Annotated in this window: 23 protein-coding genes; 15 read left to right on the top strand and 8 right to left on the bottom strand. The window is 47.2% G+C overall.

The features are described from left to right. Positions 1 to 8: 8 nt before the first annotated feature. The gene (gene folK / locus ACUHGC_RS09120) at positions 9 to 515 is read right to left on the bottom strand and encodes a 2-amino-4-hydroxy-6-hydroxymethyldihydropteridine diphosphokinase (protein ID WP_446833024.1); all 507 of its coding nucleotides are present in this window, start codon (positions 513 to 515) and stop codon (positions 9 to 11) included. After that, positions 505 to 1,779, bottom strand: coding sequence for a polynucleotide adenylyltransferase PcnB (pcnB, locus tag ACUHGC_RS09115; protein WP_446834879.1), 1,275 nt, complete (start codon positions 1,777 to 1,779; stop codon positions 505 to 507). The genes folK and pcnB overlap by 11 nt, the downstream gene beginning before the upstream one ends. 528 nt (positions 1,780 to 2,307) lie before the next feature. Here pcnB and ACUHGC_RS09110 point away from each other — a divergent pair. From ACUHGC_RS09110 to lapB, 9 genes are all read left to right on the top strand, one after another. Beyond that, positions 2,308 to 3,720 carry a cytochrome c peroxidase gene (locus ACUHGC_RS09110; RefSeq protein ID WP_446833023.1) on the top strand — a complete coding sequence of 471 codons (1,413 nt, stop codon included), beginning with the start codon at positions 2,308 to 2,310 and terminating at the stop codon, positions 3,718 to 3,720. 89 nt (positions 3,721 to 3,809) lie between these two features. Then, a complete protein-coding gene (locus ACUHGC_RS09105) occupies positions 3,810 to 3,983 on the top strand; it encodes a hypothetical protein (RefSeq protein WP_446833022.1) in 174 nt (57 codons plus the stop codon). Between the two features lie 4 nt (positions 3,984 to 3,987). Then, a complete protein-coding gene (gene rlmKL / locus ACUHGC_RS09100) occupies positions 3,988 to 6,165 on the top strand; it encodes a bifunctional 23S rRNA (guanine(2069)-N(7))-methyltransferase RlmK/23S rRNA (guanine(2445)-N(2))-methyltransferase RlmL (protein WP_446833021.1) in 2,178 nt (725 codons plus the stop codon). Between the two features lie 119 nt (positions 6,166 to 6,284). Continuing rightward, a complete protein-coding gene (locus ACUHGC_RS09095) occupies positions 6,285 to 7,028 on the top strand; it encodes a glycerophosphodiester phosphodiesterase family protein (protein WP_446833020.1) in 744 nt (247 codons plus the stop codon). Positions 7,029 to 7,144: 116 nt separating this feature from the next. Beyond that, a complete protein-coding gene (gene cmk, locus ACUHGC_RS09090) occupies positions 7,145 to 7,828 on the top strand; it encodes a (d)CMP kinase (RefSeq protein WP_446833019.1) in 684 nt (227 codons plus the stop codon). Between the two features lie 100 nt (positions 7,829 to 7,928). Further along, on the top strand, positions 7,929 to 9,599 hold the full coding sequence (rpsA, locus tag ACUHGC_RS09085) for a 30S ribosomal protein S1 (RefSeq protein WP_446833018.1): 1,671 nt from the start codon (positions 7,929 to 7,931) through the stop codon (positions 9,597 to 9,599). A gap of 59 nt (positions 9,600 to 9,658) precedes the next feature. Beyond that, positions 9,659 to 9,943, top strand: a complete 285-nt coding sequence (locus tag ACUHGC_RS09080) for an integration host factor subunit beta (RefSeq protein ID WP_446833017.1) — start codon at positions 9,659 to 9,661, stop codon at positions 9,941 to 9,943. 250 nt (positions 9,944 to 10,193) lie between these two features. Continuing rightward, complete coding sequence (locus tag ACUHGC_RS09075; protein WP_446833016.1) at positions 10,194 to 10,493, top strand: LapA family protein; 300 nt, start codon at positions 10,194 to 10,196, stop codon at positions 10,491 to 10,493. Further along, a complete protein-coding gene (lapB, locus tag ACUHGC_RS09070; RefSeq protein ID WP_446833015.1) occupies positions 10,493 to 11,677 on the top strand; it encodes a lipopolysaccharide assembly protein LapB in 1,185 nt (394 codons plus the stop codon). Before ACUHGC_RS09075 ends, lapB begins: the two co-directional genes overlap by 1 nt. Here lapB and ACUHGC_RS09065 read toward each other — a convergent pair. The 4 genes from ACUHGC_RS09065 to ACUHGC_RS09050 all read right to left on the bottom strand — a co-directional run bounded on the left by ACUHGC_RS09065 (position 11,671) and on the right by ACUHGC_RS09050 (position 15,465). After that, on the bottom strand, positions 11,671 to 12,006 hold the full coding sequence (locus tag ACUHGC_RS09065) for a type II toxin -antitoxin system TacA 1-like antitoxin (RefSeq protein ID WP_446833014.1): 336 nt from the start codon (positions 12,004 to 12,006) through the stop codon (positions 11,671 to 11,673). The genes lapB and ACUHGC_RS09065 overlap by 7 nt on opposite strands. A 113-nt stretch (positions 12,007 to 12,119) precedes the next feature. Beyond that, on the bottom strand, positions 12,120 to 13,487 hold the full coding sequence (locus tag ACUHGC_RS09060) for an L-serine ammonia-lyase (protein WP_446833013.1): 1,368 nt from the start codon (positions 13,485 to 13,487) through the stop codon (positions 12,120 to 12,122). Positions 13,488 to 13,586: 99 nt separating this feature from the next. Beyond that, a complete protein-coding gene (locus ACUHGC_RS09055) occupies positions 13,587 to 14,861 on the bottom strand; it encodes an HAAAP family serine/threonine permease (RefSeq protein WP_446833012.1) in 1,275 nt (424 codons plus the stop codon). A gap of 229 nt (positions 14,862 to 15,090) precedes the next feature. Then, positions 15,091 to 15,465: a UPF0231 family protein gene (locus tag ACUHGC_RS09050; RefSeq protein WP_446833011.1), complete on the bottom strand. Its 375-nt coding sequence runs from the start codon at positions 15,463 to 15,465 to the stop codon at positions 15,091 to 15,093. Between the two features lie 172 nt (positions 15,466 to 15,637). On the opposite strand from ACUHGC_RS09050, the gene ACUHGC_RS09045 reads away from it, so the two are divergent. The 3 genes from ACUHGC_RS09045 to ACUHGC_RS09035 are packed head-to-tail and all read left to right on the top strand — an operon-like array spanning position 15,638 to position 19,065. Further along, on the top strand, positions 15,638 to 15,910 hold the full coding sequence (locus tag ACUHGC_RS09045; RefSeq protein WP_446833010.1) for an oxaloacetate decarboxylase subunit gamma: 273 nt from the start codon (positions 15,638 to 15,640) through the stop codon (positions 15,908 to 15,910). 25 nt (positions 15,911 to 15,935) lie between these two features. Beyond that, on the top strand, positions 15,936 to 17,750 hold the full coding sequence (oadA, locus tag ACUHGC_RS09040) for a sodium-extruding oxaloacetate decarboxylase subunit alpha (RefSeq protein ID WP_446833009.1): 1,815 nt from the start codon (positions 15,936 to 15,938) through the stop codon (positions 17,748 to 17,750). Between the two features lie 13 nt (positions 17,751 to 17,763). Further along, complete coding sequence (locus tag ACUHGC_RS09035) at positions 17,764 to 19,065, top strand: sodium ion-translocating decarboxylase subunit beta (protein ID WP_446833008.1); 1,302 nt, start codon at positions 17,764 to 17,766, stop codon at positions 19,063 to 19,065. Between the two features lie 89 nt (positions 19,066 to 19,154). On the opposite strand, the gene ACUHGC_RS09030 is transcribed toward ACUHGC_RS09035, so the two are convergent. Then, the gene (locus ACUHGC_RS09030; protein WP_446833007.1) at positions 19,155 to 20,996 is read right to left on the bottom strand and encodes an ABC transporter ATP-binding protein; all 1,842 of its coding nucleotides are present in this window, start codon (positions 20,994 to 20,996) and stop codon (positions 19,155 to 19,157) included. Then, positions 20,993 to 21,940, bottom strand: a complete 948-nt coding sequence (gene ttcA / locus ACUHGC_RS09025; RefSeq protein ID WP_446833006.1) for a tRNA 2-thiocytidine(32) synthetase TtcA — start codon at positions 21,938 to 21,940, stop codon at positions 20,993 to 20,995. The genes ACUHGC_RS09030 and ttcA overlap by 4 nt, the downstream gene beginning before the upstream one ends. 213 nt (positions 21,941 to 22,153) lie before the next feature. Between ttcA and ACUHGC_RS09020 the strand changes: the two genes are divergently transcribed. From ACUHGC_RS09020 to mukF, 3 genes are all read left to right on the top strand, one after another. Next, the gene (locus tag ACUHGC_RS09020) at positions 22,154 to 23,560 is read left to right on the top strand and encodes a glucose/sorbosone family PQQ-dependent dehydrogenase (protein WP_446833005.1); all 1,407 of its coding nucleotides are present in this window, start codon (positions 22,154 to 22,156) and stop codon (positions 23,558 to 23,560) included. A gap of 150 nt (positions 23,561 to 23,710) precedes the next feature. Continuing rightward, positions 23,711 to 24,958, top strand: a complete 1,248-nt coding sequence (locus ACUHGC_RS09015; RefSeq protein WP_446833004.1) for a polysaccharide deacetylase family protein — start codon at positions 23,711 to 23,713, stop codon at positions 24,956 to 24,958. Between the two features lie 148 nt (positions 24,959 to 25,106). Beyond that, complete coding sequence (mukF, locus tag ACUHGC_RS09010; RefSeq protein WP_446833003.1) at positions 25,107 to 26,432, top strand: chromosome partition protein MukF; 1,326 nt, start codon at positions 25,107 to 25,109, stop codon at positions 26,430 to 26,432. Positions 26,433 to 26,447 lie beyond the last annotated feature (15 nt).

Below are 26,447 nucleotides of genomic sequence, written 5' to 3'. Positions count from 1 at the left end.
GAATACGCTTAAGCATATTGCTCGATAACTTCCATACTATTTTTTTCAAATTGAATAACATATTCTGATAACTTTTTCCCACTTGGCAACTGCAAGTGCGGTGCGATTTCATATAGCGGTACGATCACAAATTCGCGGTTGTGCATATCGTAGTGCGGTACGGTCAGGCGTTCGCTTTGAATAACCTGATCGCCATACAGCAGAATGTCCAGATCCAACGTGCGTTCGCCCCAGCGGCGCAACCGAACTCTGCCTTGTTGTTGTTCGATTTGTTGCAGTGCATCAAGCAGTGCAAGCGGCGAAAGTTCGGTTTCAATCGTCGCCACCGCGTTGACGAAATCCGGCTGATCTTGCGGCCCGAGGGGTTTACTGCGATAAAACGAACTGACGGCAATCAGCTCGGTCTGGGTGAGGTTTTCGAGGGAAGAAACCGCACTTTTCAGCTGCTCGATTGGGGTGGCTAAATTGCTGCCCAAGGCAATATAGCAGCGCTGGTAATTTGGCTTAGTTTGCATTTTTTGCCTTATTGCTCGGTTTGCGGCGACGATAACGGCGTTTCTTTTTCGGCTGCGGGTGGCGTTCGTTTTGTTCCACTATCAGGTTCTCACGCTGTTGTGGGTTGCTGAGTTGATATTCATGCCACCAGCTCACCAATTCGATCAATTCACCGCCTTCCAATTCGGCACGCATCGCCAACAGATCGTAACCGGCACGAAATTTCAGCTGTTGCATGGTTTTTTCCGCCCGATTGCCGCTACGTTTTGGCAGTTGCAATTGCAACTGCCAGATTTCACGCACCACAATGGTATAGCGTTTCGGCACGGTCAGCGCAAGGCACAATCCGTCTAACACTTCACTGGCGGCAATCGAAAACGCATCAAAGTTATTCAATGCGGCTTCATTTTTCAATTGTTCCATTTTTTCGCGCAGCGGATACCAATAAAACGCGGCAAATAAAAACGCAGGGTTGACGCGCAAATTGTCTTTAATCCGTTCATCGGTAGACTGCAACGCTTTGCGGATCATGCGTTCCGCCATTGAATCCTGTTGTTCGGTGAAAAACGCGGTTAAGGTCGGGAACAGGTAAGGCAATAGCTGGTATTGCTTTAATAATTCGTAAGTTTTTAACCCATAGCCGCTTTGCAACAGCTTCAGGGATTCGTCAAATAGCCGCGCGGCAGGGATATTTCTCAGCAGCGGCGCGCACTGTTTGATCGGATTTTTGGTTTCACGATCCAAAAACATATCCAGTTTTGCCATAAAACGAATGGCGCGCAGCATTCTGACCGGATCTTCTTGATAGCGGGTTTCGGCATCGCCAATCAAGCGCAATTTACCGTTGCGCAGATCGTCCACACCATTGAAATAATCTATCAATACGTTATTTTTCGGATCATAATACAGCCCATTCACCGTGAAATCGCGGCGTTTGGCATCGTCTTCCAGGGAGCCGTAAACATTATCGCGCAGCAGCATTCCTTCTGAGCTTTGGCGCGACAGATCGCCTTGATGCTGTTCTTGGTGCTCAGCACGGAAGGTGGCGACTTCGATCACTTCACGCCCGAACATAATGTGCGCCAAGCGAAAACGGCGCCCGATTAAACGGCATTGGCGCTGAAAGATTTTTTTAATTTGATCGGGATTGGCGTTGGTGGCGACATCAAAATCTTTCGGCTTTTTGTCCAACAGTAGATCGCGCAGGCAGCCGCCGACTACATAGGCGTCATAGCCGTTGCGTTGTAATTTTTCGACCACGCTCAACGCATTGCGCTGGATCATGCGCGGATAAATGCAATATTCAGACGCTTTGAATTGATATTTGTTGGTTTTATGCGGGTGAAGTGCGGTCTGATGATTCGATTTGCGCGGTTTGCTCACTTTTGGCCCAAGAGTCGGCGTGGGGCGGATTTTGGCTTTATGAGGTTGCGTTAAAGTGCTCGTCGATGATTGCGTGTCTTGTGTTTTCGGGCTGCGTTGGTTTTTTTCCTTCTTGCCGAAAAACTGTTTAATTAATTTTAAAATGGTACACCTCGCTAAGAGCAGCGTAGTTTGTTAATAATTAGGTTTAAATTTTGTGGTGAATTTTAGTATAAATCGGCAGGGTTGCAAATAGTAAAAATGGCTTAACGGCGTTTTATCGCGCTGATTTAGAAACCATGTAAAAAATAAGCCTATTAGAACGATAGGTAATACAAATTAAATCCCTTGATATTAATCAAAAAATCAAAGTTAAAAATAACGGAAACTACCTCGGAAGTTGTGGTGAGTTTTATTGATGATATTTTAACCTAAACTAAGGGCGCAAAGATGAATAAAAAAATAATTTTTTCGCTTATCGGCGTGGGCGTAGCGGGTTTTTTAGCCACCGTGACATATGTCAACCACTTCGATAATCAACAAAAAGAGAAATGGCTGGCACAAAGTGCGGTACAAAATCCGGCGGCAAAAGCGGTGGAGTATATTTTTTATGATAACCAATGCCAATATTGCCACACCCAAAATGCCGAAGTGCCGTTTTATATTAAATTACCGATCATTAACGGCATTATGCAAGATGATATTGACAAGGCGCTGGATCATTTTTTACTCAGTGATATTACCGCGCATTTGGATCACCCGCAAAATTTGTCTGCTTCGGCATTGGCAAAATTGGAGCGAGTGGCGATTAATGATGAAATGCCTGTAAAATCGTTTATTCATGTGCATTGGGGATCATCGCTCAATGCACAAGAGCAAAAAGTGTTGCTGGACTGGATCCGCGAACAGCGTCAAGCCTATTTGCTGCCAACGGAAACCGAAGGCACTTCCGCTAGCCGCTTTATTCAGCCGATTCCTGACAAACTGCCGGTTGATCCGAAAAAAGTGGAACTAGGTAATTTGTTATTCCACAGCGCCGCACTTTCGGGCGATAACAGTGTTTCTTGCGCCAGTTGCCACGGCTTAAACAGCGGTGGGGTGGATAATTTACCGACTTCAACCGGCATTCACGGACAAAAAGGCGGCATTAATGCGCCGACGGTGTATAACGCGGCGTTTAACTTTGTACAATTCTGGGACGGTCGCGCCGCAACCTTAGCGGAACAAGCCGGCGGGCCGCCGTTTAACCCGGTTGAAATGGGGGCAAAAGACTGGGAGGAAATTATCGCCAGATTGGATCAAGACGAAAGTTTGAAAGCCGCATTTTTAGCGGTTTATCCTGACGGTTTCAGCGGCGATAATATCACCGATGCGATTGAGGAATTTGAGAAAACCTTAATTACACCGAACAGCCCATTCGACCGTTTCTTGAAAGGTGACGAAAAAGCCTTAACGGCAAGCCAAGCGCGCGGTTACGAATTATTCCAACAATACAAATGTGACACCTGTCACAGCGGCGTGAACATGGGCGGCAGCTCGTATGAATTGCTCGGCACCAAATCTAATTATTTCGCCAATCGCGGCAAAGCGATCAGCGCAGACGATCTCGGACGCTTTAACCAAACCCAAGATCCGCGCGATAAACACCGTTTCAAAGTGCCGAGTTTGCGCAATATCGAACTTACCGCACCGTATTTCCACGATGCACAAGCTGAGAATTTACAACACGCAGTTGAGTTGATGTTGAAATATCAAACGGGCGTAACCTTGCCAGAAAAAGATGTCAAGGATATGGTGGCGTTTTTGCAGAGCTTAACGGGCGAATACCAAGGCAAGTTATTGACCAACGAAAATACACAATAACGAAAACCATACCATTTCTTAATGCAATCCCAATCGCCAAGTGCGGTTGGGATTTTTTATGCAACAAGATAAAAGCCAAGCAGGCGGTATTGTCAGCGCATGGATTGCAAGATTCCCCCGATATTGAAGAATATTTGCGCGATAAAACGAATGGAACTTTAGCGCTTGTGTCTTTTGATGATTTATTGAAAGAATATAACCTGCTCATTCCCCCCAACTTTGCTATACTGCGCCTCAACGAAAGACCGATTGAGAGCAGATGACCCCATGAAAACGATGAACACATTGTTTGCCACCACCGCGCGTGGATTTGAAGAATTATTAAAAGTTGAACTCACCGCACTTGGCGCAGAGGCGTGCCAAATTAAGCAAGGCGGTGTTGCTTATCAAGCAGACGATGCCACATTATACCGCACTTTACTCTGGAGCCGTTTGGCTTCTCGGATCTTATTGCCTTTGACGCACGGCAAAGTGTATGACGATATCGATCTCTATTCCACGGTCACCAATTTTGATTGGTTGGCACATTTCGACAGCAAAAGCAGCTTTTTAGTGGATTTTAACGGTACTAACCAAGCCATTCGCCACACCCAATTTGGCGCAATGCGGGTGAAAGATGCGATTGTCGATTATTTTGAACGCCGTGGCGAGCCACGCCCGAACGTGGAAAAAGCGTACCCCGATATTCGAATCCATGCCAATCTGAACCGTGAAGAGTTGATTATTTCGTTAGATTTAAGCGGTGAGGCATTGCATTTGCGCGGCTACCGTGAAGAGAGTGGCAAAGCGCCACTGCGTGAAACCTTGGCGGCGGCGGCGGTGTTGCGTTCTGGCTGGGAAAAGGGCACGCCGTTGGTTGATCCGATGTGCGGCTCAGGCACGCTGTTAATTGAAGCGGCACAAATCGAAGCGGGCATTGCACCGCAATTGGGGCGGCTGCATTGGGGCTTTGATCACTGGAAAGGGCATCAATACGATTGCTGGCAGCAAGTGCGGTCAGCCGCAGAACAGCAAGCCGCACTGCACGCGCAGCAAAATCCGCAACCGCACTTTTACGGTTTTGATCTTGATCATCGGGTGTTACAAAAAGCCCAGAATAACGCCAAACAAGCGGGCGTGGCGCATTTGATCCGCTTTAAACAAGGGGACGTGGCGGCGCTCAAAAATCCGTGCTCGCCAGCGGAAACAGGCACAGTGGTGTGTAATCCACCATACGGCGAGCGCTTGGGCACAACCCCTGCGTTGATTGCGTTGTATTCGGTGTTTGGGCAGCGTTTGAAAGAACAATTTGGTGGTTGGAATGTGTCGATTTTTAGTGCTGAACCTGAATTACTCAACTGTATCCGCTTGCGTTCACACCGCCAATTTAAAGCCAAAAACGGACCGTTGGAATGTTTGCAGAAAAATTATCAGATTAAAGCCGCAACCGCACTTCAACCGTCAGCAAATGGTGGCGAAAACACCGATGATTTGGTGCAAAGTGCGGTTTCAGGGCAGGCAACGCTGGCGCAAGATTTTGCTAACCGCTTGCAGAAAAACAGTAAAAAAATCGAAAAATGGGCGCAGCAGCAAGGATTAGACGCTTACCGCTTATATGATGCCGATTTGCCCGAATACAATTTAGCCGTGGATCGCTATGCCGATTACATTGTGGTGCAAGAATACGCCGCCCCGAAAAATATTGACCCTGCGAAAGCGCGCCAACGTTTGCTTGATGCCGTGAGCGCCACGTTACACGTGACGGGCGTTGCCACCAATAAATTGGTGTTGAAAGTGCGCCAAAAACAGAAAGGCAGCAGCCAATATGAGAAACTGGGCGCTCAGGGCGAGTATTTTGACGTTCAGGAATATGGCGCGAAATTATGGGTGAACTTGACCGATTATCTCGACACGGGCTTGTTCTTGGATCACCGTTTAACCCGCAAAATGGTCGGGGAAATGGCAAAGGGCAAGGATTTCTTGAACCTGTTTGCCTACACGGGCTCGGCAACGGTGCACGCCGCATTAGGTGGTGCAAAAACCACCACCACGGTGGATATGTCTAACACCTATTTAAACTGGGCAGAGCAGAATCTCATTTTGAACGGCTTTGCCGAAGGGCGACAACACAAAATTATTCAAGCCGATTGTTTGCAATGGTTGGCGAACTGCAAGCAGCAATTTGATTTGATCTTTGTCGATCCGCCAACGTTCTCCAACTCTAAACGCATGGAAGACAGTTGGGACGTGCAGCGTGATCACTTGAAATTAATGACGATGCTGAAAAACATTATCCGCCCGAACGGGACGATTATTTTCTCTAACAATAAACGTGGCTTTAAAATGGATTTTGACGGCTTGACCGCACTTGGCTTGCAAGCACAGGAAATTTCCGCCAAAACCTTGCCGTTGGATTTTGAACGCAATAAACAGATTCATAACTGTTGGGTGGTAACACCATTATAATAAAACACAGCCTCCCCCAGCCTTCGGCAGCCCCCTCCGCTAGCGGAGAGGGCGAAAATTTTTGAAGATGTTCGCAAGGCAAAGGGAGAAAATCAAAAGGAGAAACAAAGGAGAAACAAATGCAACACCGAGTCTATGCCCATCGTGGCGTGTCTGCGCTTGCGCCGGAAAATACGTTGGCTGCAATCAAATTGTGTAGCGAACATCAGATTAACTGGTTTGAATGTGATATTGACGTGATCGGCGACGGTACGGTGATACTCACCCATGATTCAACACTGGATCGCTGCACTAGCCGCAGTGGCGGTTATTACCATTTTACGCAGGCGGATTTGAACGGCATTGATGCCGGTTCGTGGTTTGGCGAGGCATTTCAAGGCGAGCCGTTGCCGACGTTAGCGCAATTGGTTCAACTGATGAATGAACAGAAATTAAACGCCAATATTGAAATCAAAAGTTGTGAAGCGGGCAAGGCGATGGCATTGAGCCTGTTAGACGGCTTACAGCAGGCATTGACCGCACTTGAGCCGGAACGGCAGGTGATCATCTCCAGTTTCAATCATCTGTTTCTTGCCGAGCTGAAAAAACGCTGTCCGCAATTGGCGGTGGCGTGTCTATATGAATCATTTCAATCGTTAGATGATGCGCTCACCGTGTTGGAGTGGGTCGGAGCGGAGTATATTCATTTGTCGCAACAAGGATTGACGCGTGAAACGGTGGCACGATTCAATCAAGCGGGTTATAAAGTGGCGGTTTATACGGTGAACAGCACCATGCGTGCCAATGAGTTATTTAATTGGGGCGTGTTTGCGGTGTTTAGCGATGTACCACATTTGTTTGCCGAGAAATATCGTTTAGCATAAATTCATTTTAGGATTAACGTTGATTCGGCATTACAATTTCCCTCTCTCCGCTGGCGGAGGGAGGGCGTTAGCACTCAAGTTGAGCATTAATGGCTTTTTAGAATATGAGAGAACACATGAACAAAAATATCGTTATCACCATTGACGGTCCAAGTGGCGTCGGCAAAGGCACATTGTGTCAGGCACTGGCGCAAACGTTCGGCTTTGAATTGTTGGATTCAGGGGCGATTTATCGGGTATTGGGCGTAGCGGCGGTGAAAAGTGCGGTTGCGCTTGACGATGAAACCGCACTTGCCGAGTTGGCGGCAACGCTCGATATTCGCTTTGTGCCGGAAAATGGTAAGGTGAGCGTGTTATTGGCAGGCGAAGACGTGAGTGCCGAGATTCGCACCGAAATCGCTGGCAATAATGCCTCAAAAGTGGCGCCATTCCCCAAAGTGCGGTCGGCATTGTTACAGCGGCAACGAGATTTCAGCAGCGAAAAAGGGCTGATTGCCGATGGTCGGGATATGGGCACGGTGGTGTTTCCGCAAGCGCAAGCGAAGATCTTTTTAGATGCCAGTTCGGAAGAACGCGCCAACCGCCGCTTTAAGCAATTGGAACAAAAAGGCATCAATGCCGATTACGAGCAAATTCTCACCGAAATCAAAGAACGGGATTTCCGCGACCGTAATCGTGAAGTTGCGCCGCTAAAAGCCGCTGATGATGCACTTTTATTGGATTCAACCGCATTAAGTATTAGCGAAGTTGTCGAAAAAGCGTTACAATATATCGATCAGCGCATAAATGCGTGCGCTTGATTTTTAAACTATGGTTTGTTCAAGGACGAATGAACTGATTGAAACAGCCCCATTTGGAAGGAATTCAAATGGACGTTATTAATTTATTTGAAGATTAAATATGACTGAATCTTTTGCTCAATTATTTGAAGAATCCCTAAAAGAACTTGAAACCCGTCAAGGTTCTATCGTTAACGGTACTGTTGTTGCTATCCAAAAAGGTTTTGTATTGGTTGACGCAGGTTTAAAATCTGAATCCGCAATCCCTGTTGAAGAATTTCTGAACGCCCAAGGCGAATTAGACGTTCAAATCGGCGACCAAGTAAAAGTGGCTCTGGACGCTGTTGAAGACGGCTTCGGTGAAACTAAACTGTCTCGTGAAAAAGCGGTTCGCCATGAATCTTGGATCGAACTGGAAAAAGCCTACGAAGAACAAGCGACTGTTATCGGTTTAATCAACGGTAAAGTGAAAGGCGGCTTCACAGTTGAGTTGAACGGTGTGCGTGCATTCTTACCGGGTTCACTGGTAGATACTCGTCCAATCCGTGACACCTTACATTTGGAAGGTAAAGAGTTAGAATTCAAAGTAATCAAGCTGGATCAAAAACGCAACAACGTAGTTGTTTCCCGTCGTGCTGTGATTGAAACCGAAAACAGCCAAGAGCGTGAGCAATTGTTGGAAAATCTGCAAGAAGACGCAGTGGTTAAAGGTATCGTTAAGAACCTGACCGACTACGGTGCATTCGTAGATTTAGGCGGTGTTGACGGCTTGTTACACATCACAGATATGGCTTGGAAACGTGTTAAACACCCAAGCGAAATCGTGAATGTGGGTGATGAAATCACGGTTAAAGTCTTGAAATTCGATCGTGATCGTACTCGCGTATCTTTAGGCTTAAAACAATTAGGTCAAGATCCTTGGGTTGCTATCGCTGAAAATCACCCGGTAAACAGCAAATTAAGCGGTAAAGTGACTAACTTAACCGACTACGGCTGCTTCGTTGAAATTTTAGACGGCGTTGAAGGTTTGGTTCACGTTTCAGAAATGGATTGGACTAACAAAAACATTCACCCATCTAAAGTCGTTAGCGTTGGTGATGAAGTTGAAGTGATGGTGTTGGAAATCGACGAAGAACGTCGCCGTATTTCTTTAGGCTTGAAACAATGTAAAGCCAACCCATGGCAGCAATTCGACGAGACTCACAAAAAAGGTGATCGCGTTGAAGGCAAAATCAAATCTATCACTGATTTCGGTATCTTCATCGGTTTAGAAGGCGGTATCGACGGTCTGGTTCACTTGTCTGACATTTCTTGGAATGTTGCAGGCGAAGAAGCGGTTCGTAACTACAAAAAAGGCGACGAAGTTGCCGCTGTCGTCCTTCAAGTTGACGCAGTTAAAGAGCGTATCTCTTTAGGCATCAAACAATTAGAAGAAGATCCGTTCAACAACTTTGTTGCAGCAACCAAAAAAGGCGCTGTTGTTAAAGGTAAAGCAGTTGAAGTTGACGCGAAAGGTGTTAAAGTAGAACTGGAAGGCGGTGCTGAAGGTTATGTTCGTGCGGCAGATTTAGCGCGTGAGCGTATCGAAGACGCAACAACTGTGGTGAGCGTTGGTGACGAAGTTGAAGCGAAATACACCGGTGTTGATCGCAAATCTCGCACTGTACACCTGTCCGTTCGTGCGAAAGACGAAGCGGAAGACAGCGCAGCTGTAGCTAATGTGAATAAGCAAGAAGAAGCAATTCCGAATGCAATGGCAGAAGCGTTTAAAGCTGCGTCAAAAGGCGAATAATTAATTGAACTTCACATACGGATACTGATGTCGGTATCCGTCTAAAATGAGGAGACAACATGACTAAATCAGAGCTTATCGAAAGTTTGATTCAACAAAATCATACAGTTCCGGTAAAAAGCGTAGAAAATGCGGTTAAGAGTATCCTTGAATCAATGTCGCAAACTCTGGAAGACGGAGATCGCATTGAAATTCGGGGCTTTGGCAGCTTCTCGCTTCACTACCGCCAACCGAGGATCGGGCGCAACCCGAAAACCGGTGAAAAAGTAGATTTGGACGCGAAGTATGTTCCTCACTTCAAGGCGGGTAAAGAGCTTAGAGAACGTGTGAACGAAACCAATTAAGTATATACAACGGCACTGAAAAGTGCCGTTTTTTTATGCTCGTGATAACGTGACCGCACTTTGAGTGCCAAAGTGCGGTATGTCTGTTGGGCTAAAATCCGCTAACTTTCTTGTCGGCGACAACGATTGAAATAGTCGAATTTCCCGGCTAGCTGAAAATAAATCCTGCTTTATCGGTGATTTTGTCTATATGCTAACTCAGATTTTTGGCATAATAGAACCCATTCGCTATAAAATTCAGGAGAATAGCATGATTAAATACATTTTAGGCTTTGTGATCGTCTTGGCTATCGTGATTGTGGCAATTACTATCGGAGCCGATAATGATCAAGTGATTTCATTCAACTACATCATCGCCAAAAGCGAATTGCAGTTATCCTCACTGGCAGCGATTTTATTTGGCTTAGGGCTGTTGCTGGGCTGGATTATCTGCGCATTTTTCGTGTTACGCTTAAAAGTGAAAAACCTGCGCCTTAACCGCCAAATCAAACGTCAAACGCAGCAAATCACCGAATTGACGGCAAGCCGTGATAAAGCTGTGCAACCATAATGCTTGAATTACTTTTCCTGTTATTGCCTGTTGCCGCGCTTTACGGCTGGTATATGGGCTATCGGAATGCCAAAAAAGGGCATGACGAAGTCAGCAATAAATTATCCCGCGACTATGTCACCGGGGTGAATTTTTTGCTGTCTAACCAACAGGAAAAAGCGGTTGATTTGTTTTTGGATATGCTGCAAAAGCAGGAAAACGAAAATGACATCCACAGCGATTCTCAATTTGAGGCATCTCTCACCTTAGGCAATCTGTTCCGCTCACGCGGTGAAGTCGATCGCGCGATTCGGATTCACCAAAACTTGGTGGACGATCCGAATTTCAGCTTTGACCAAAAATTGCTGGCGAAACAGCAACTCTCTTTCGACTACATGAAAGTCGGCTTTCTTGATCGTGCTGAAAATATTTACATCAGCTTGGTTGATGAGCCGGAATTTGCCAATAATGCGTTAAAACAACTGGCGAAAATCTATCAAAAAACCAAAGAGTGGAAAAAAGCGATTGATGTCACTGAGAAGCGCCAAAAGGTCTTCCCAAAGGCGAATAACGTGGAATTGGCACATTATTACTGTGAATATGTTGCCAGTGAAGAACTGGCTGCCAAAGAACAAAAATCATTGCTAAAACGTGCGCTTGCGGTGTCGCCGAGCTGTGTTAGAGCCTCAATCGAATTGGCGTATCTTGAAATGCGCGAACAAGATTTTCATGCCGCTATCGACTATTTTGAAAACGTGCTGCAACAAAATCCGGCGTTTCTGTCTGAAGTGTTACCGCACTTGAAATGGTGTTATCAACAGTTACAGCAAGAAAATAACTACGAGCTGTTTCTGATCAAAGCCAAACAGCAATATAAGAGCGGTGCGATAGAACTCGCTTTGGCGGAGCTGATCGACAACAAGAGCGGTGCGGCGGTGGCGCAGGCGAATTTATACCAACAATTGAACGACATTCCCAGCATGGATATTTTCAACCGCTTGATCCAATATGATATTGATGAAGCTGAAAATGGGCGGGCAAAAGAGAGCCTGATCCGTTTACAACAGCTGGTAGAAAATAAAATCGGACAAAGTTTTTCCTACCGCTGTGATCATTGCGGCTACCGTAGTCACCGCCTCGTTTGGAACTGCCCATCGTGCAATAAATGGGAAAGCATTAAACCGGTGGATGGAAATTATCAGTAACACTGTAGAAGATCAGACCTGATCTGACAATTCACATAAAAAGGCATAGTAGAAATAGTGGGTAATTTTTTAGACCCTACGCAGGGTAAACAGATACTTAGCTCATTAATTGACCGACAGCCCCAAATATCAAGGCAGACCTGAATTCGCCAGACCTCTTGGTTAAGCTTGATGATATTTTTTGCTTGCAGAATGGCTTTCGCCTTTTCAACGGCGGCATTCACTACAAATGAGTTAACGCTGGCAACGTCTGATAATCGTGTGGCTTGCAATGACAACACTTGCGTATTGAGATCAATTCTGGTGGTAATACGCGACGGGTTACTCATATAACCCTCTATAATGTGTTATTTTGTCACATTATAGGAACGTTACTGCGCGGACGCAATTTTGATTGTCGAGAGAAGTGCGGTTTGAGCTGTGCAAAACCGCACTTTGAGGGTTAATCACATGGCAAAATCTTAATCGCCAAACCGCCGGTGGAGGTTTCGCGGTATTTGGAGTTCATGTCTTTGCCGGTTTCGTACATGGTTTCGATCACTTTGTCTAAGCTAACCGACGGGCTGCCGGAGCGGCGCAGTGCCATACGGCTGGCGTTGATGGCTTTGACCGAGGCGATGGCGTTGCGTTCGATGCACGGCACTTGCACTTGCCCGTTCACCGGATCGCAGGTCAGCCCTAAGTTATGTTCCATGCCGATTTCAGCGGCAATGCACACTTGATCCGGCGTACCGCCCAAAATTTCGGTTAAGCCCGCTGCCGCCATGGAACAAGCCACGCCCACTTCCCCTTGACAGCCCACTTCCGCGCCGGAAATTGAGGCGTTCATTTTGTATAACGAACCGATGACCCCGCAGGTGAGCAGGTAGCGTTCAATGGTTTCGTCGGTCAGCGGCGCGATAAATTGCTGATAATACGCCAGCACCGCGGGCACAATGCCACACGCACCGTTGGTCGGCGCAGTGACGACCCGTCCGCCGGCGGCATTTTCTTCATTGATTGCCAAGGCAAACATATTTACCCAGTCGATGATCTTCATCGGATCATTGGAGAGGCTGTTGTTGGACTCCAGCATTCGCCGAAGTGCGGTTGCGCGGCGGCTGACTTTGAGTGGGCCGGGCAACAGCCCTTCGGTGTGCATACCGCGCTGCATACAGTCCGACATGGTTTGCCAGATGCGTTGCAAGTAGTCGTTGACCGCACTTTGCCCGTGCAGGGCGATTTCATTTTGCAACATCATTCCGGAAACGGATAAGCCGTTACTTTTGCAGTGCTGCAAAATGTCGTTTGCGCTTTGGTAAGGATAAGGTACGTCTAACGCGGCGTCTTCGGTTTGATCGAAATTTTCATCATCCACGATAAAGCCGCCGCCAATCGAGTAATAAGTTTGTGAATATACGGTTTTGCCTTGTTGCAACGCGTGCAAGGTCATGCCGTTTTCATGGCGTGGCAAAAAGGTTTTTTGGAAAATCAGATCGTTATCAAACTCGAACTTCACTTGCTGCTGCCCACGCGCAATCGATAAAAGTGCGGTTTGTTTGACTTTGGCGATAAAGTGCGGAATGGTCTCGATTTCCACATCGTCCGGCAGATAACCCGCCAAGCCCATAATCACTGCGGTATCGGTGCTGTGGCCGCGTCCGGTGAGTGAAAGCGAGCCGTAAACATCGACTTTGATTTGATCGATTTGCGGCAATAATTGCTGTTGTTCAAGCGCGTCAACAAACTGTTTCCCCGCTTTCATCGGGCCGACGGTGTGCGAGCTGGACGGCCCGATTCCGATTTTAAAAATATCAAAAACACTAATCATAAATACCTGAAATTTTTCTTATTATTAACAACAAAACCTCTGCGACAGCGACTTTTCCGAGCGCAGAGGTTTGGCGCGTATCATACTACATTTGCGCTTTTAACGGAAAAGGATATAAACGATAGCGGAAATGGCAATTAACCCCATCACGGTCACAAACACATTGCTCAGTTTGCCGCGATAACGCTGCATTGACGGCACATGGCGAACGGCGTACATCGGCATGATAAACAGAATCATCGCGATAATCGGGCCGCCTAACGATTCGATTAACCCCAAAATGCTAGGATTCAGCGCCGCTACGATCCACAGTGAGAATAAAAAGAAAAGTGCGGTAATGTAATTCAGTTTTTTACGATTGATTTCCGGTTTGCCGGCATCGCGGTTCATTTTGGTGATCAGCCCCGCCAAACCTTCACGCGCGCCGAGATAATGCCCGAAGAACGAACTGGTGATGGCTAAAAAGGCGACTAACGGACCGAAATACGAGATATACGGATTATCAAACTTATTGGCTAAAAAGGAAAGAATGGAAATATTTTGGGTTTTCGCTAATGCCAATTCTTCCGGCGTTAAAGTTAATACACAACTAAACACGAACAGCATCACAAACAACAGCAGCAAGGTTGAAGTGCCGCGTAATACGCGATTACTGTGCTGTTCGGTTGCTTCCAAAGTGCGGTATTCACGTTGTTGTGACAGGGTAAATGCAGAAATCGCCGGTGAATGGTTAAAGGAGAAAATCAACACCGGAATGGTCAACCAAAGCGTTGATAAAAACGCGCCGCTATCCGGCACTTGCTGCAGCGATGCGGTGGTCCATTCGGGGATCAGATAAATCGACAGCGCGAACAAAATCGCAACCAGCGGATATACCAGCCATTCGGTGACTTTCAGCATGAATTTTTCGCCCATCAGCATTACGCTGATCAGCCCTGCGATCAGGATAATGGATAAAATCATACGCGGTGGCACGGCGATATGCAGTTGATTTTCCATAAAAGAGATCACGGTGTTGGTGATGCCGACGCCGTAGATTAACAGAATCGGGAAAATCGCAAAGAAGTAGAGCAGAGTGATCAATTTGCCGGCGGTTTTACCAAAATGTTCCTCCACCACTTCGGTGATGTCGCTGCCCGGATTTTTGGATGACAACACGAAGCGTTTTAGCCCGCGGTGTGCCAAGTAGGTCATCGGCCCGACAATCAGCGCCATTAAGACTAACGGCCAGAAACCGCCCATGCCGGCGTTAATCGGTAGAAAGAGCACCCCGGCACCGACTGCGGTACCGAACAGATTTAACACCCAGGCACTGTCTAATTTATTCCATTTTTTACTTGCCGGCACCGGCAATGATTTGCTGCTGATTTCCATATACGGATCTCCAAATAGTTGATTTAGTAACGGTATTATTATTGTTATAAAAATAATTTAAGTGTTGGATGTTGTGCGCGGCGGATAATAGGAAAAGAAAGCGGGAAGTTCAAACGAAGTTATTTAAATTTGTGATCAGCGTGGCAATATATTTTTCGATAGCCGAATATTTCGGCTAAGTTGTTAAAAATTATGATTTATTTTGTTGTGTAAAAAAATCAATACAGTTTTAGCGTTGTTGAATGAAAGTGCGGTATTGCAACAAAAACCGTTCAAAATCTTCCAAACCGCAGAAAGCCAAACTTTCTTGATCGTAGTAGTTAAAACCGTTTTCCAGCTCGTCGCCGTGGTCGAATGTCAGGTTATTAGCTTGGATCATCACTTCTTCGGCGTTAATGGATACCGAAAACTCATGTCCGATCAATTGTTGTTCATCGGCGGAATTGCGGCTCCGTTTGGCGCTGTCGATGGCGGCAAGCACCATCGCCAATTTTTGTAAATCACCATATATTTCGCTGTTAATCCAATTAGCCAGCGCTTCATGTTCCATGCTGCAGCGTGCGATGGGCTTCGTTTGGTAGTCGAGCGTAAATTGAAAATCCATGATCGTCGTCTCCGATTAATGAAAAACTGATTGCATTTTAGCAGCGCTTGCGGTAAATAAAAACAAGCATTTATCTCAATACGATTTGATCTATCACAATCTTTTGGGTAGTGACTTTCAGTATGCTATATCAAAACCGCTTTTAGTTCCTTAACCTTAGAGGTCTGAAAATATGACAGCTGCAGAATTAATGGGGGAAGGCGTCAACCTGATGCTTTCCGGAATGGGCTTTGTCCTGTTGTTTCTTTTGATACTTATTTTTGCCATTCGTTTAATGTCAAATACGGTTAACCGCTTTTTTCCCGAAACGATTAAATCAACACAGAGTAAGCAAGTATCTAATGTTAGCGCAAATGCGGCCGGTGCAGTGAATGATGTTGATGCGTTGCGTCCGATTATTGTTGCTGCTATTGCCCATCACCGCCGCCAACAACAAAACAATTAATTTTTTATTTTAATGGAGTTCTAACATGACAAAATCAGCACAACCAATAGCGATTACCGATGTGGTGTTGCGCGATGCGCACCAATCTTTGTTTGCAACCCGCTTACGTTTGGATGATATGCTGCCGATTGCGGCAGATCTGGATCAAATCGGCTACTGGTCACTAGAAGCTTGGGGCGGTGCGACGTTCGATTCTTGTATCCGCTATTTAGGCGAAGATCCGTGGGTGCGTTTGCGTGAGCTGAAAAAAGCGCTGCCGAAAACGCCATTGCAAATGTTGCTGCGCGGGCAAAACTTATTGGGCTATCGCCATTATGCCGATGACGTGGTCGAACGTTTTGTTGAAAGAGCGGTTGCCAGCGGTATGGACGTGTTCCGGGTATTTGATGCGATGAACGATCCGCGCAATATGCGTTGCGCGTTGCAGGCAGTGAAGAAAAACGGCGGGCACGCGCAGGGTACTTTGAGCTACACCACCAGCCCGGTGCACACATTGGATACCTGGTTAGACGTGACCGAACAACTGCTGGAAATCGGCGTTGATTCGGTGGTGATCAAAGACATGTCCGGTATTTTAACCCCAATGGCGGCTTACGAATTAGTCAGTGAAATCAAAAAACGTTATGACGTGCGGTTGCATTTGCACTGTCACGCCACCACCGGCATGGCGGAAATGGCATTGCTGAAGGCGATTGAAGCCGGTGTTGACGGCGTAGATACCGCGATTTCGTCGATGAGCGGCACATACGGACATCCGGCAACCGAAGCGTTAGTCGCCACCTTGCAAGACACAGCGTATGACAGCGGCTTAAATATTCAGAAGCTGGAACAAATTTCCGCTTATTTCCGCGATGTACGCAAAAAATATCACGCCTTTGAAGGACAATTAAGAGGCACCGACAGCCGTATTTTAGTGGCACAAGTGCCGGGCGGCATGTTGACCAATCTGGAAAGCCAGCTGAAACAGCAAAACGCATCACAAAAGTTAGACGAAGTATTAGCGGAAATCCCGCGCGTGCGTAAGGATTTAGGCTACATTCCGTTGGTGACGCCAACCTCGCAAATTGTCGGTACGCAAGCGGTAATCAACGTATTAATGGGCGAACGCTATAAAACTATCGCCAAAGAAATCGCGGGTATTTTGAAAGGCGAATACGGACGCACCCCGGCGCCGGTGGATACCGCACTTCAAGCTAAAGTATTAAACGGCGACTCGCCGATCACCGATCGCCCGGCGGATCATCTACCGCCGGAGATGCAAAAATTGGAAGGCGAAGTGAAACCGCTGGCTGCCGAAAAAGGGATTACATTAGCCGATAATGCGATTGACGATGTGCTGATTGTCGCGTTATTCCCACAAGTCGGGTTGAAATTCCTGGAAAATCGCGGCAATCCGGCGGCATTTGAACCGGCACCGAGTGCCGCTGTGACAACGTCACCAAAAGTCGATGCGAAAGCCGAAACTAAGACTGCTAAAACGGCATCGGGTTCAGCGGTTTACACCGTGGAACTGGACGGAAAAGCATTTGTGGTGAAAGTCAGCGAAGGCGGAGAAGTCGGTGAGATTACTCCGTCACAACCAGCGGCACAAACCGCTCAGCCAGCTGCACAAACGCAAGCGGTGGGCGGCGTTGAAGTTAAGGCTCCAATGTCGGGGAACATCTGGAAAGTTGTGGTGTCCGAAGGGCAGCAAGTGGCAAAAGATGAAGTGCTATTGGTGCTGGAGGCGATGAAAATGGAAACTGAAATTCGCGCCGCACAAGCCGGAACCGTGCAAGGTATCGCGGTGAAAGCCGGTGGTATTGTTGCGGTGGGTGATCGCTTGATGAACTTGGTATAAGGCGGGGCGGATCATGGAAAGTCTTTACGCGTTGTTAGGCAGCATGGGCTTTATGCACCTTGAACTGGGACAAGCGATCATGCTTGTCGTCAGCTTGTTGTTGCTATGGCTTGCGATTGCCCGCAAATTCGAACCGTTGCTTTTGTTGCCAATCGGCTTCGGCGGTTTGCTTGCCAATATTCCCGAAGCAGGCATGGCGATGACCGCACTTGATAATCTGTTGCACAGCGGCAATGCGGAACAGGTGGCGTTTGTGGCGGCGAAATTGAATACCCTTGCCGATTTGGATTCGGTTAAAGCGGCAATGAATACCGCACTTCCGTCGGTAATGAATCAGCTGGAGAGTTATGCCGCTGATCAGGGCTACACTACGGGGATTTTAGCACTGTTCTATAAAGTGGCAATCGGCTATGGTGTCGCACCGTTGGTGATTTTTATGGGCGTTGGCGCAATGACCGATTTTGGTCCATTGCTAGCAAACCCAAAAACACTATTGCTTGGTGCTGCGGCACAATTTGGGATTTTTGCCACTGTGTTGGGGGCTTTGCTGCTCAATTGGTTGGGATTGATTGAATTTACCCTGCCACAAGCGGCGGCAATCGGCATTATCGGCGGGGCGGATGGTCCGACTGCGATTTATTTGTCCAGTAAGCTCGCGCCGGAATTGCTGGGTGCAATTGCGGTTGCCGCTTATTCCTACATGGCGTTGGTGCCGTTGATTCAGCCGCCGATTATGAAAGCCTTGACCAATGAAGGTGAACGCAAGATTCGTATGGTGCAGTTACGCAATGTCAGCAAGCAGGAAAAAATTCTGTTTCCAATTGTGTTGTTGCTGTTGGTAGCATTACTGCTGCCGGATGCGGCGCCTCTGCTCGGAATGTTTTGTTTCGGCAATTTAATGCGGGTAAGTGGCGTGGTTGATCGCTTAAGCGATACCACCCAAAATGCGCTGATTAACATTGTCACCATTTTCTTGGGGCTGTCTGTCGGCGCTAAACTGGTGGCGGACAAATTCCTGCAACCGCAAACATTAGGCATTTTATTACTTGGCGTGGTCGCATTCGGTATCGGTACAGCCAGCGGGGTATTAATGGCGAAACTGTTAAACCGCTTTAGCAAAACCTCGATTAACCCGCTGATTGGTGCTGCCGGTGTTTCCGCCGTGCCAATGGCAGCGCGAGTTGTGAATAAAGTCGGTTTAGAATCGGATTCACAGAACTTCTTATTGATGCACGCCATGGGGCCAAATGTCGCCGGCGTCATCGGTTCCGCCATTGCAGCCGGTGTGATGTTGAAATACATTGCGGCGATGTAGCGGGAAAATCTATCCAAATAAAAAAGGCGGTTAATGATCTGATCATAACCGCCTTTTGTATAATAAATCTATTTGCTGTGATAAATCGACTATTCGCTGTCTTCAGCGAGGAATCCACCGCTTTGGTGTGACCAGAGTTTGGCGTAAACGCCGTTTAAGGCGAGCAGTTCTTGGTGTGAACCCTGTTCAACGATTTGTCCTTTATCCATCACGATTAAACGATCCATTGCCGCAATAGTGGAGAGGCGGTGGGCAATCGCAATCACGGTTTTGTTTGCCATCAGTTTTTCGAGGTTTTCTTGAATGGCGATTTCCACTTCAGAATCCAGCGCACTGGTGGCTTCGTCCAATAACAGAATCGGTGCATCTTTCAGCATAACCCGCGCAATGGCAATACGCTGGCGCTGCCCGCCGGAGAGTTTTACGCCACGTTCGCCCACATGCGCATCGTAGCCCGTGCGGCCGTGTGAATCGTGCAAGTGTGGTATAAACTGATCCGCAGCCGCTTGTTCGGCGGCTTTTAATACCGCACTTTCGTCCACATTCGGGCGACCATACACAATATTTTCACGCACTGAACGATGTAGCAGCGAAGTATCTTGAGTAACCAGACCGATTTGCGCGCGCAAACTCTCTTGGGTGACGTCTTTGATATTCTGCCCGTCAATTAAGATCTGCCCGTTATTGATGTCATAAAAACGCAGCAGCAGGTTAGTCAAGGTGGATTTGCCCGCACCTGAACGCCCAACTAAGCCGACTTTTTCGCCCGGTTTAATATGCAGGTTGAAGTCTTTTAGCAATGTGCGGTTTTCATCGTAGTTGAAATCTACTTGATTAAACTGAATATCGCCGCCGCTCACCACTAACGGTTTCGCTGTTTTGCTGTCGACCACGGTATGCGGTTTGGAAAGGGTACTCATGCCGTCTTGCACCGTGCCGATGTTTTCAAACAAACGTGCCGATTCCCACATCATCCAGTGCGACAAGCCGTTCACCCGCAACGCCATGGCGGTTGCCGCTGCGATCACGCCCACATTGATACTGCCTTGCATCCACAGCCAAATCCCCAAGCCGGCAGTTGAGGCGGCAAGCAGGGTGTTTAAAATATGGTTGCACACTTCCAATTGCGTCACCAAACGCATTTGTGCGAGTACGGTGTGCATAAATTCCTGCATTGAGGATTTGGCATAATTGGATTCGCGCGTGCCGTGTGAAAACAGTTTCACGGTGGTAATGTTGGCATAGGCATCGGTGATTCTGCCTGTCATTAACGAACGTGCATCCGCCTGTTTGCTGGCGGTGTCGGCCAATTTCGGCACGAAGTAGAACATCATCGCAAAAAAGAACAGCAGCCAGCCTAAAAACGGCACTAATAGCCAGCCGTCAAATTGCACCAAAATAATCCCTGAGGAGATGAAATACACCGCCACATACACCACCATATCGGCGCAGGTCATCACGGTATCACGCACTGCAAGTGCGGTTTGCATCACTTTGGCAGAAACCCGTCCGGCAAACTCATCTTGATAAAACGACAGGCTTTGTCCGAGCATTAAACGGTGAAAATTCCAGCGCAACCGCATCGGGAACACCCCTTGCAGGGTTTGGAAGCGAATGCTGCACAGCAGCCACAGCCAAATCGGGCTGACAATCAGCAGCAGGGCGATCCACAATAGGCTGTCGCTTTTTGCCGAGAGTAGTTCTGACGGCGAAAATTCGGTTAGCCAGTCAACAATTGAGCCCATAATTTTAAACAGCAGGGCTTCGAAAATTCCCATGCCGACATTAAAAATCATCAGCAGCAACAGCCAGCCTCGTAAGCCACTTAAGCCCGACCAGATAAAACTGAACAGGTTATTTTTCGGAGTGGTCGGTGCTTCGTCAGGATAAGGATTTATCCGAGCTTCAAACCATTCAAACAGCTTTTTCATTTAACCTCTTTTACTAGAATCAGTTGATCCGCTTCAATTTCCGGTGCATCGTCTTCGTCTTGCCGCTGTAGTGGCTTAAGCTCTTCCTTGTCGAACGCAATGTCGCCCTCTACGCCTTGAATGATTTCACCGTGGCGGATAGCTTTAAAATCAAATAACGTCGGATCACATAAGTGTGACGGTGTCACGTTTTGCAGTGCGCTGAACATGGTTTCAATCCGCCCCGGATATTGGCGATCCCATGTTTGCAGCATCTCTTTCACCACTTGGCGTTGCAGATTCGGCTGTGAACCGCATAAATTGCACGGAATAATGGGGAACGCTTTGGTTTTGGAATATTTTTCAATGTCCTTTTCTTTGCAATACGCCAACGGGCGGATCACAATTTGTTTGCCATCATCGCTGATCAGTTTTGGCGGCATACTTTTCAATTTTCCGCCGTAGAACATATTTAAAAACAGGGTTTCCAGCATATCGTCGCGGTGGTGTCCGAGTGCAATTTTGGTTGCGCCCAGTTCGGTTGCGGTGCGGTATAAAATCCCACGGCGTAGGCGAGAGCAGAGTGAGCAGGTGGTTTTGCCTTCGGGGATTTTCTCTTTGACGATCCCGTAGGTATTTTCTTCCACGATTTGATATTCCACGCCGATTGAGGCTAAATATTCAGGCAAAATATGCTCAGGGAAGCCCGGCTGTTTTTGATCTAAATTGACCGCCACAATATCAAAATGAATCGGGGCGCTCAGTTTTAGATTCAGCAAAATATCCAGTAGCGTGTAGCTGTCTTTGCCGCCGGAAAGGCACACCATCACCTTGTCGCCATCTTCAATCATATTGAAATCGGCAATCGCATTGCCGACATTGCGGCGCAGGCGTTTGTGCAGTTTATTCAGGTTGTAGATTTGCTTTTTGTTTTGTTGAGTTTGATCAACGGTGTTGTCAGTCATATTCATGCTTAAAAGTGCGGTTTTACCAAGAAAAATCAGCGCATAGAATACTGGCTAATCGGCGGAAATGCTACTTTTTTATCGTATTTGGGCGATTTGAAAGACTCGTTCACTCTCTTCGGATAGTGAATCCTTAAAATCACGATTCCATTTGAATAAGGGGTTTGTTAGACTGAACCAAATTTACACTCATCATTTTATTAAGGATATGTTATGAAAAAAACCGCACTTGCAGCCTTTTTAAGCTTGAGCCTATTCAGTGCTTACGGCCATGCCAAGGTGAATAATTCGGTTATCGCGACTGAAGAGAGCGGCTATCAGGGAAGCGTGTTGATCGACGGATTGGAAAATCCGTGGGATATGGTATGGGGTGCAGACGGCAATATTTGGGTGTCTGAACGCCAAGGCAAACACATTTCAACCGTGAACGCGAAAACCGGTGAACACAAGGTTTTATACACCTTCAACAATGCGTTTGCCGCACCGCCACATCAAGGCTTGTTAGGTATTGCATTGCACCCGAACTTCTTACAAAACAAAGGTGAAGACTATGTTTACGCCTATTACACCTATGCCAATGCAGAAAAAGCCGAAAAATCCGAATTTGGGCGTTTAGTACGCTTAATTTATGATGCAAAAGCGCAAACCTTAAGTGATGAAACTGTGGTGTTAGACAAACTGCCAGCAGGGGATGATCACAACGCCGGACGTTTAATTTTCACACCGCAGGGGCAATTGCTGTTGACATTGGGCGAAAACGGCTACAACCAATTCGGCAACAGCTGTAAAGAGATCCGTTCACAAAAAATCCCGACCGCGGCTGAAGTGGCGAAAGGGGATTTCAGCAATTATCGTGGCAAGGTGATCCGTTTAAATCTGGACGGTTCAATTCCAAGTGATAACCCCGTGATTCAAGGCGAGAAAAGCCATGTGTATGCCTATGGTTTGCGTAATCCGCAAGGTTTGGTGTTTGTCGGTGATAAACTGTTTAATGTCGATCAAGGGCCGGGTGTTGATGACGAAGTGAATCTGATCGAAGCCGGCGGCAACTACGGCTGGCCGCATATTGTAGGCTATCAAGACAATCAGGCGTACACCTATGTGAATTATTCGCAGGTAGAAAATTGTGATGCCGCGCCAATGTACGACGGCACCACTGTGCCGGACGGAGTGAAGGCTACTCGTCAAAAAGAAACCGACGCGCAATTGGAAAATTTCAAAGAGCCGTTAAAAACCTTTTTCACCGTGCCAAACAGCTACAACTTTCACGATCCGAAATGTAACGGCGACTACATTTGTTGGCCGACCGTGGCAACCACCAGTATTACCTACTACCCGAAAGACGGCAAAATTAAAAGTTTCCAAAACTCATTACTCGTAACAGGCGTGAAAACCGGGATTTTATACCGCTTGCCGCTCGATGCGGACGCTAAACAGGTGCAAGGTGAAGTACTGACCCATTTCCGCACCGACAACCGCTATCGCATGGTGTTGGTGAGCCCGGACAGTGAAAAAGTGTATGTCGCCACCGACAGTGCCGGCTACACCATGGGCAAAAACAACCAGCCGACCACTGAAATGGAAAACAAGGGCGCGATTTTGGTGTTTGAAGCCAAATAAACGCATTTGATTATAAAAGAGCGGTTTGCCGAATAAGCGAACCGCTTTTTTTGCATTTCTTTATCATTAGACAGCTATTTTTCTCGGCAAATCCTCGTATAATCTGCGCACCTTTTTTTTCTTACTTATCATGCGGGTTCGGGCAAATTTATGTGGCGTGTGGTATTTCAACATTCGGTTACGCTTTTTATTGCGCTTTTTTCTCTTTTTTCCGCGTCGGCACAGGCGGGAAGTCGTATTTTAGCTTCGCCGTTAGCAAGCTGTTGGTTGTCGGCGACAGTTTCCGGGCAGGTGCAACCGGTGGCAAAACTGAATGCGCAGCAAGCGGTTTGGTTGATAGAATCCCCTACGAAACAAGCAATTCAATTCGGTAACGGCGTGGGATCGCCAGCGGCGGATTGTCGCTTGGATTATCTCAGCACGGCGTCAACCACACCAACAATGCCATTAACACGGAACCCTGTCACAGATGCAGCGACTCAAGGTTATTTGATCACTGATCAACCGACGCCGATTTATCAAACCGCAGATAAAAATTCAACAATCATTGCCGAATTAGTGCCAAATTTGCGTTATCCGTTTATTGTGCCGCCTGAACAAGACAAGCCTTGGTATCAAGTGCGGTTTGGCGGGCGGTTGGGTTATATCGCCGCCGAGCAAGTGCAATTCGATCAAGGGATTGCGGTGTTGACCTATCACCACATCTTGAAAGAGGAAGAGAATCGCTATTTTCGCCACACTTCCACCACCACCTCGGTTCGCGCCTTTGAACAGCAAATGGCGTTACTGAAAAATCAAGGCTACCGCACCATTTTATTATACGATTTGGAAAACTATCTCGACGGACAAGCCAATTTTAGCGATAAATTGGTGGCGTTGACCTTTGACGACGGTTTGGAATCGGTGCACCGTTATGCTTATCCGATCCTGAAAAAATACGGATTGAGCGCGACCATTTTTGTGATCACCTCTCGCATTAAATACCAACAACAGCCGTGGGATGCCGACGGCTTGCAATTTATCAGCAAAGATGATTATCTCGCGATGCGGGGAACGTTTGATCTGCAATCGCACACCCACTTTTTACACCGCAAACTCAAAAAGCAGCCGATTATTTTTCGTCGTTCGCTGCATAATATGCTGGTGGATTTCCGCCGCTCGATTCAAGTGTTAACGCCGTTGAATCCGGAAATGCGTTATTTGGCATATCCCTACGGCGGCTATACCGCACTTGCCAAAAAAGCCGCGCAACAGGCGGGTTTCCACTTGGCATTTTCCACCCAAATCGGCAAAGTGCGGTTCGGCGATGATCGCTATCAGTTAAAACGTATCTATTTCTTGAAGGAAGACAGCGAGCAGCAACTGCTGGATAAATTGCACGGACGCAATGAATATTAAACGGCTTTTCCCGCACCGACCGCACTTTGATCATTTGCCGACATTTTCAGCGCGAAAGCAAGCGCCCTTTTAAGCTGTCAGCCGGATAATTTTCGTGTACAATAACCTACTTTAATTTATACAGCTTCCTGACATTTTGAGTACACACATGACTGAAACGGTGCAAACCATTCCTGAACTGGTGAATTGGACGAAACAGCGCGAATTTTCACTCAATTTGCCCACCGAGCGTTTGGCGTTTTTGCTGACGATTGCGATCTACAATAACGAACGGATCGACGGCGAGATGATCGAACACGATTTGATCGATATGTTCCGCTTAGTTTCGGCGGAATTCGGGCTGGCGGAAGAAACCATTCAACAGCGTGCCAATAATGCGATCAATGAATTGGTGAAACAACGCTTTTTAAATCGCTTCAGCAGTGAATTTACCGAAGGACTTTCTATCTATCGCTTAACGCCGCTCGGCGTGGGCGTGTCCGATTATTACATCCGCCAACGTGAATTTTCTGCCTTGCGCCTGTCGGTGCAGCTGTCGATTGTTGCCGATGAAATTCAGCGCGCCTCATCTGCCGCAGAAGAAGACGGTGATGAGCAACACTGGCGGCGCAATGTGTATGCTCCGTTAAAATATTCGGTTGCCGAAATCTTTGACAGCATTGATTTATCACAGCGGATTATGGACGAGAATCAGCAGGGGATTAAAGAGCAAATTGCTGAATTGCTGACTAAAGACTGGCAAGCGGCGTTGATCAGCTGTGAACAATTGTTGGACGAAACTTCCGGCAACCTGCGTGAATTACAAGATACGCTAAATGCCGCCGGTGATAAATTACAGGCGCAATTGTTGCGGATTCAAGATTGTATTATCGGGCGCAACGAATTGGATTTTGTCGAGCAGTTAATCACCAATTTGCAAGCCAAGCTAGACCGCATTATCAGCTGGGGGCAGCAGGCGATTGACCTGTGGATTGGTTACGATCGCCATGTGCACAAATTTATCCGCACCGCAATCGATATGGATAAAAACCGCGTGTTCTCTCGTCGTTTGCGCCAATCGATTCATAACTATTTTGATGCGCCATGGTATCTGTGGACCACTCAAGCCGAACGGCTGGTGGATCTGCGTGATGAAGAGTTAACTTTAAACGATGAAGACGCACTGGGCGAACTGCCGGAAGAGCTGCAATACGAATCGCTGGCGGATCTGCATGAGCAGATCGTGGAGCAGATGCAAACCTTGCTGATCCATTATCGTGAACAAAATCAACCGATTGACTTAAGCCAAATACTGCGCCAGCAACTGGAACAATATCCGCTTTCCCGTCATTTTGATGTGGCACGGATTATTGTCGATCAAGCGGTGCGACTGGGCATGGCAAGCAACGATTTTGCCGCCCAATATCCGCAATGGCAAGAAATCAACTCACACGGTGCCGAAGTGCAGGCGCACCGGATTGACCAATATAAATAACTAACCGAAACGAAA

It is taken from the genome of Testudinibacter sp. P27/CKL/0425 (assembly GCF_052931395.1).
Note: the sequence above shows the minus strand (reverse complement) of the source record. Positions and strands in the feature narration are given on the sequence as shown.

Coding starts and splice junctions, on each gene's coding strand:
- folK (WP_446833024.1), bottom strand. CDS start 515: ATGCAAACTAAGCCAAATTACCAGCGCTGCTATATTGCCTTGGGCAGC.
- pcnB (WP_446834879.1), bottom strand. CDS start 1,779: ATGATCCAGCGCAATGCGTTGAGCGTGGTCGAAAAATTACAACGCAAC.
- ACUHGC_RS09110 (WP_446833023.1), top strand. CDS start 2,308: ATGAATAAAAAAATAATTTTTTCGCTTATCGGCGTGGGCGTAGCGGGT.
- rlmKL (WP_446833021.1), top strand. CDS start 3,988: ATGAAAACGATGAACACATTGTTTGCCACCACCGCGCGTGGATTTGAA.
- ACUHGC_RS09095 (WP_446833020.1), top strand. CDS start 6,285: ATGCAACACCGAGTCTATGCCCATCGTGGCGTGTCTGCGCTTGCGCCG.
- cmk (WP_446833019.1), top strand. CDS start 7,145: ATGAACAAAAATATCGTTATCACCATTGACGGTCCAAGTGGCGTCGGC.
- rpsA (WP_446833018.1), top strand. CDS start 7,929: ATGACTGAATCTTTTGCTCAATTATTTGAAGAATCCCTAAAAGAACTT.
- ACUHGC_RS09080 (WP_446833017.1), top strand. CDS start 9,659: ATGACTAAATCAGAGCTTATCGAAAGTTTGATTCAACAAAATCATACA.
- ACUHGC_RS09075 (WP_446833016.1), top strand. CDS start 10,194: ATGATTAAATACATTTTAGGCTTTGTGATCGTCTTGGCTATCGTGATT.
- lapB (WP_446833015.1), top strand. CDS start 10,493: ATGCTTGAATTACTTTTCCTGTTATTGCCTGTTGCCGCGCTTTACGGC.
- ACUHGC_RS09065 (WP_446833014.1), bottom strand. CDS start 12,006: ATGAGTAACCCGTCGCGTATTACCACCAGAATTGATCTCAATACGCAA.
- ACUHGC_RS09060 (WP_446833013.1), bottom strand. CDS start 13,487: ATGATTAGTGTTTTTGATATTTTTAAAATCGGAATCGGGCCGTCCAGC.
- ACUHGC_RS09055 (WP_446833012.1), bottom strand. CDS start 14,861: ATGGAAATCAGCAGCAAATCATTGCCGGTGCCGGCAAGTAAAAAATGG.
- ACUHGC_RS09050 (WP_446833011.1), bottom strand. CDS start 15,465: ATGGATTTTCAATTTACGCTCGACTACCAAACGAAGCCCATCGCACGC.
- ACUHGC_RS09045 (WP_446833010.1), top strand. CDS start 15,638: ATGACAGCTGCAGAATTAATGGGGGAAGGCGTCAACCTGATGCTTTCC.
- oadA (WP_446833009.1), top strand. CDS start 15,936: ATGACAAAATCAGCACAACCAATAGCGATTACCGATGTGGTGTTGCGC.
- ACUHGC_RS09035 (WP_446833008.1), top strand. CDS start 17,764: ATGGAAAGTCTTTACGCGTTGTTAGGCAGCATGGGCTTTATGCACCTT.
- ACUHGC_RS09030 (WP_446833007.1), bottom strand. CDS start 20,996: ATGAAAAAGCTGTTTGAATGGTTTGAAGCTCGGATAAATCCTTATCCT.
- ttcA (WP_446833006.1), bottom strand. CDS start 21,940: ATGACTGACAACACCGTTGATCAAACTCAACAAAACAAAAAGCAAATC.
- ACUHGC_RS09020 (WP_446833005.1), top strand. CDS start 22,154: ATGAAAAAAACCGCACTTGCAGCCTTTTTAAGCTTGAGCCTATTCAGT.
- ACUHGC_RS09015 (WP_446833004.1), top strand. CDS start 23,711: ATGTGGCGTGTGGTATTTCAACATTCGGTTACGCTTTTTATTGCGCTT.
- mukF (WP_446833003.1), top strand. CDS start 25,107: ATGACTGAAACGGTGCAAACCATTCCTGAACTGGTGAATTGGACGAAA.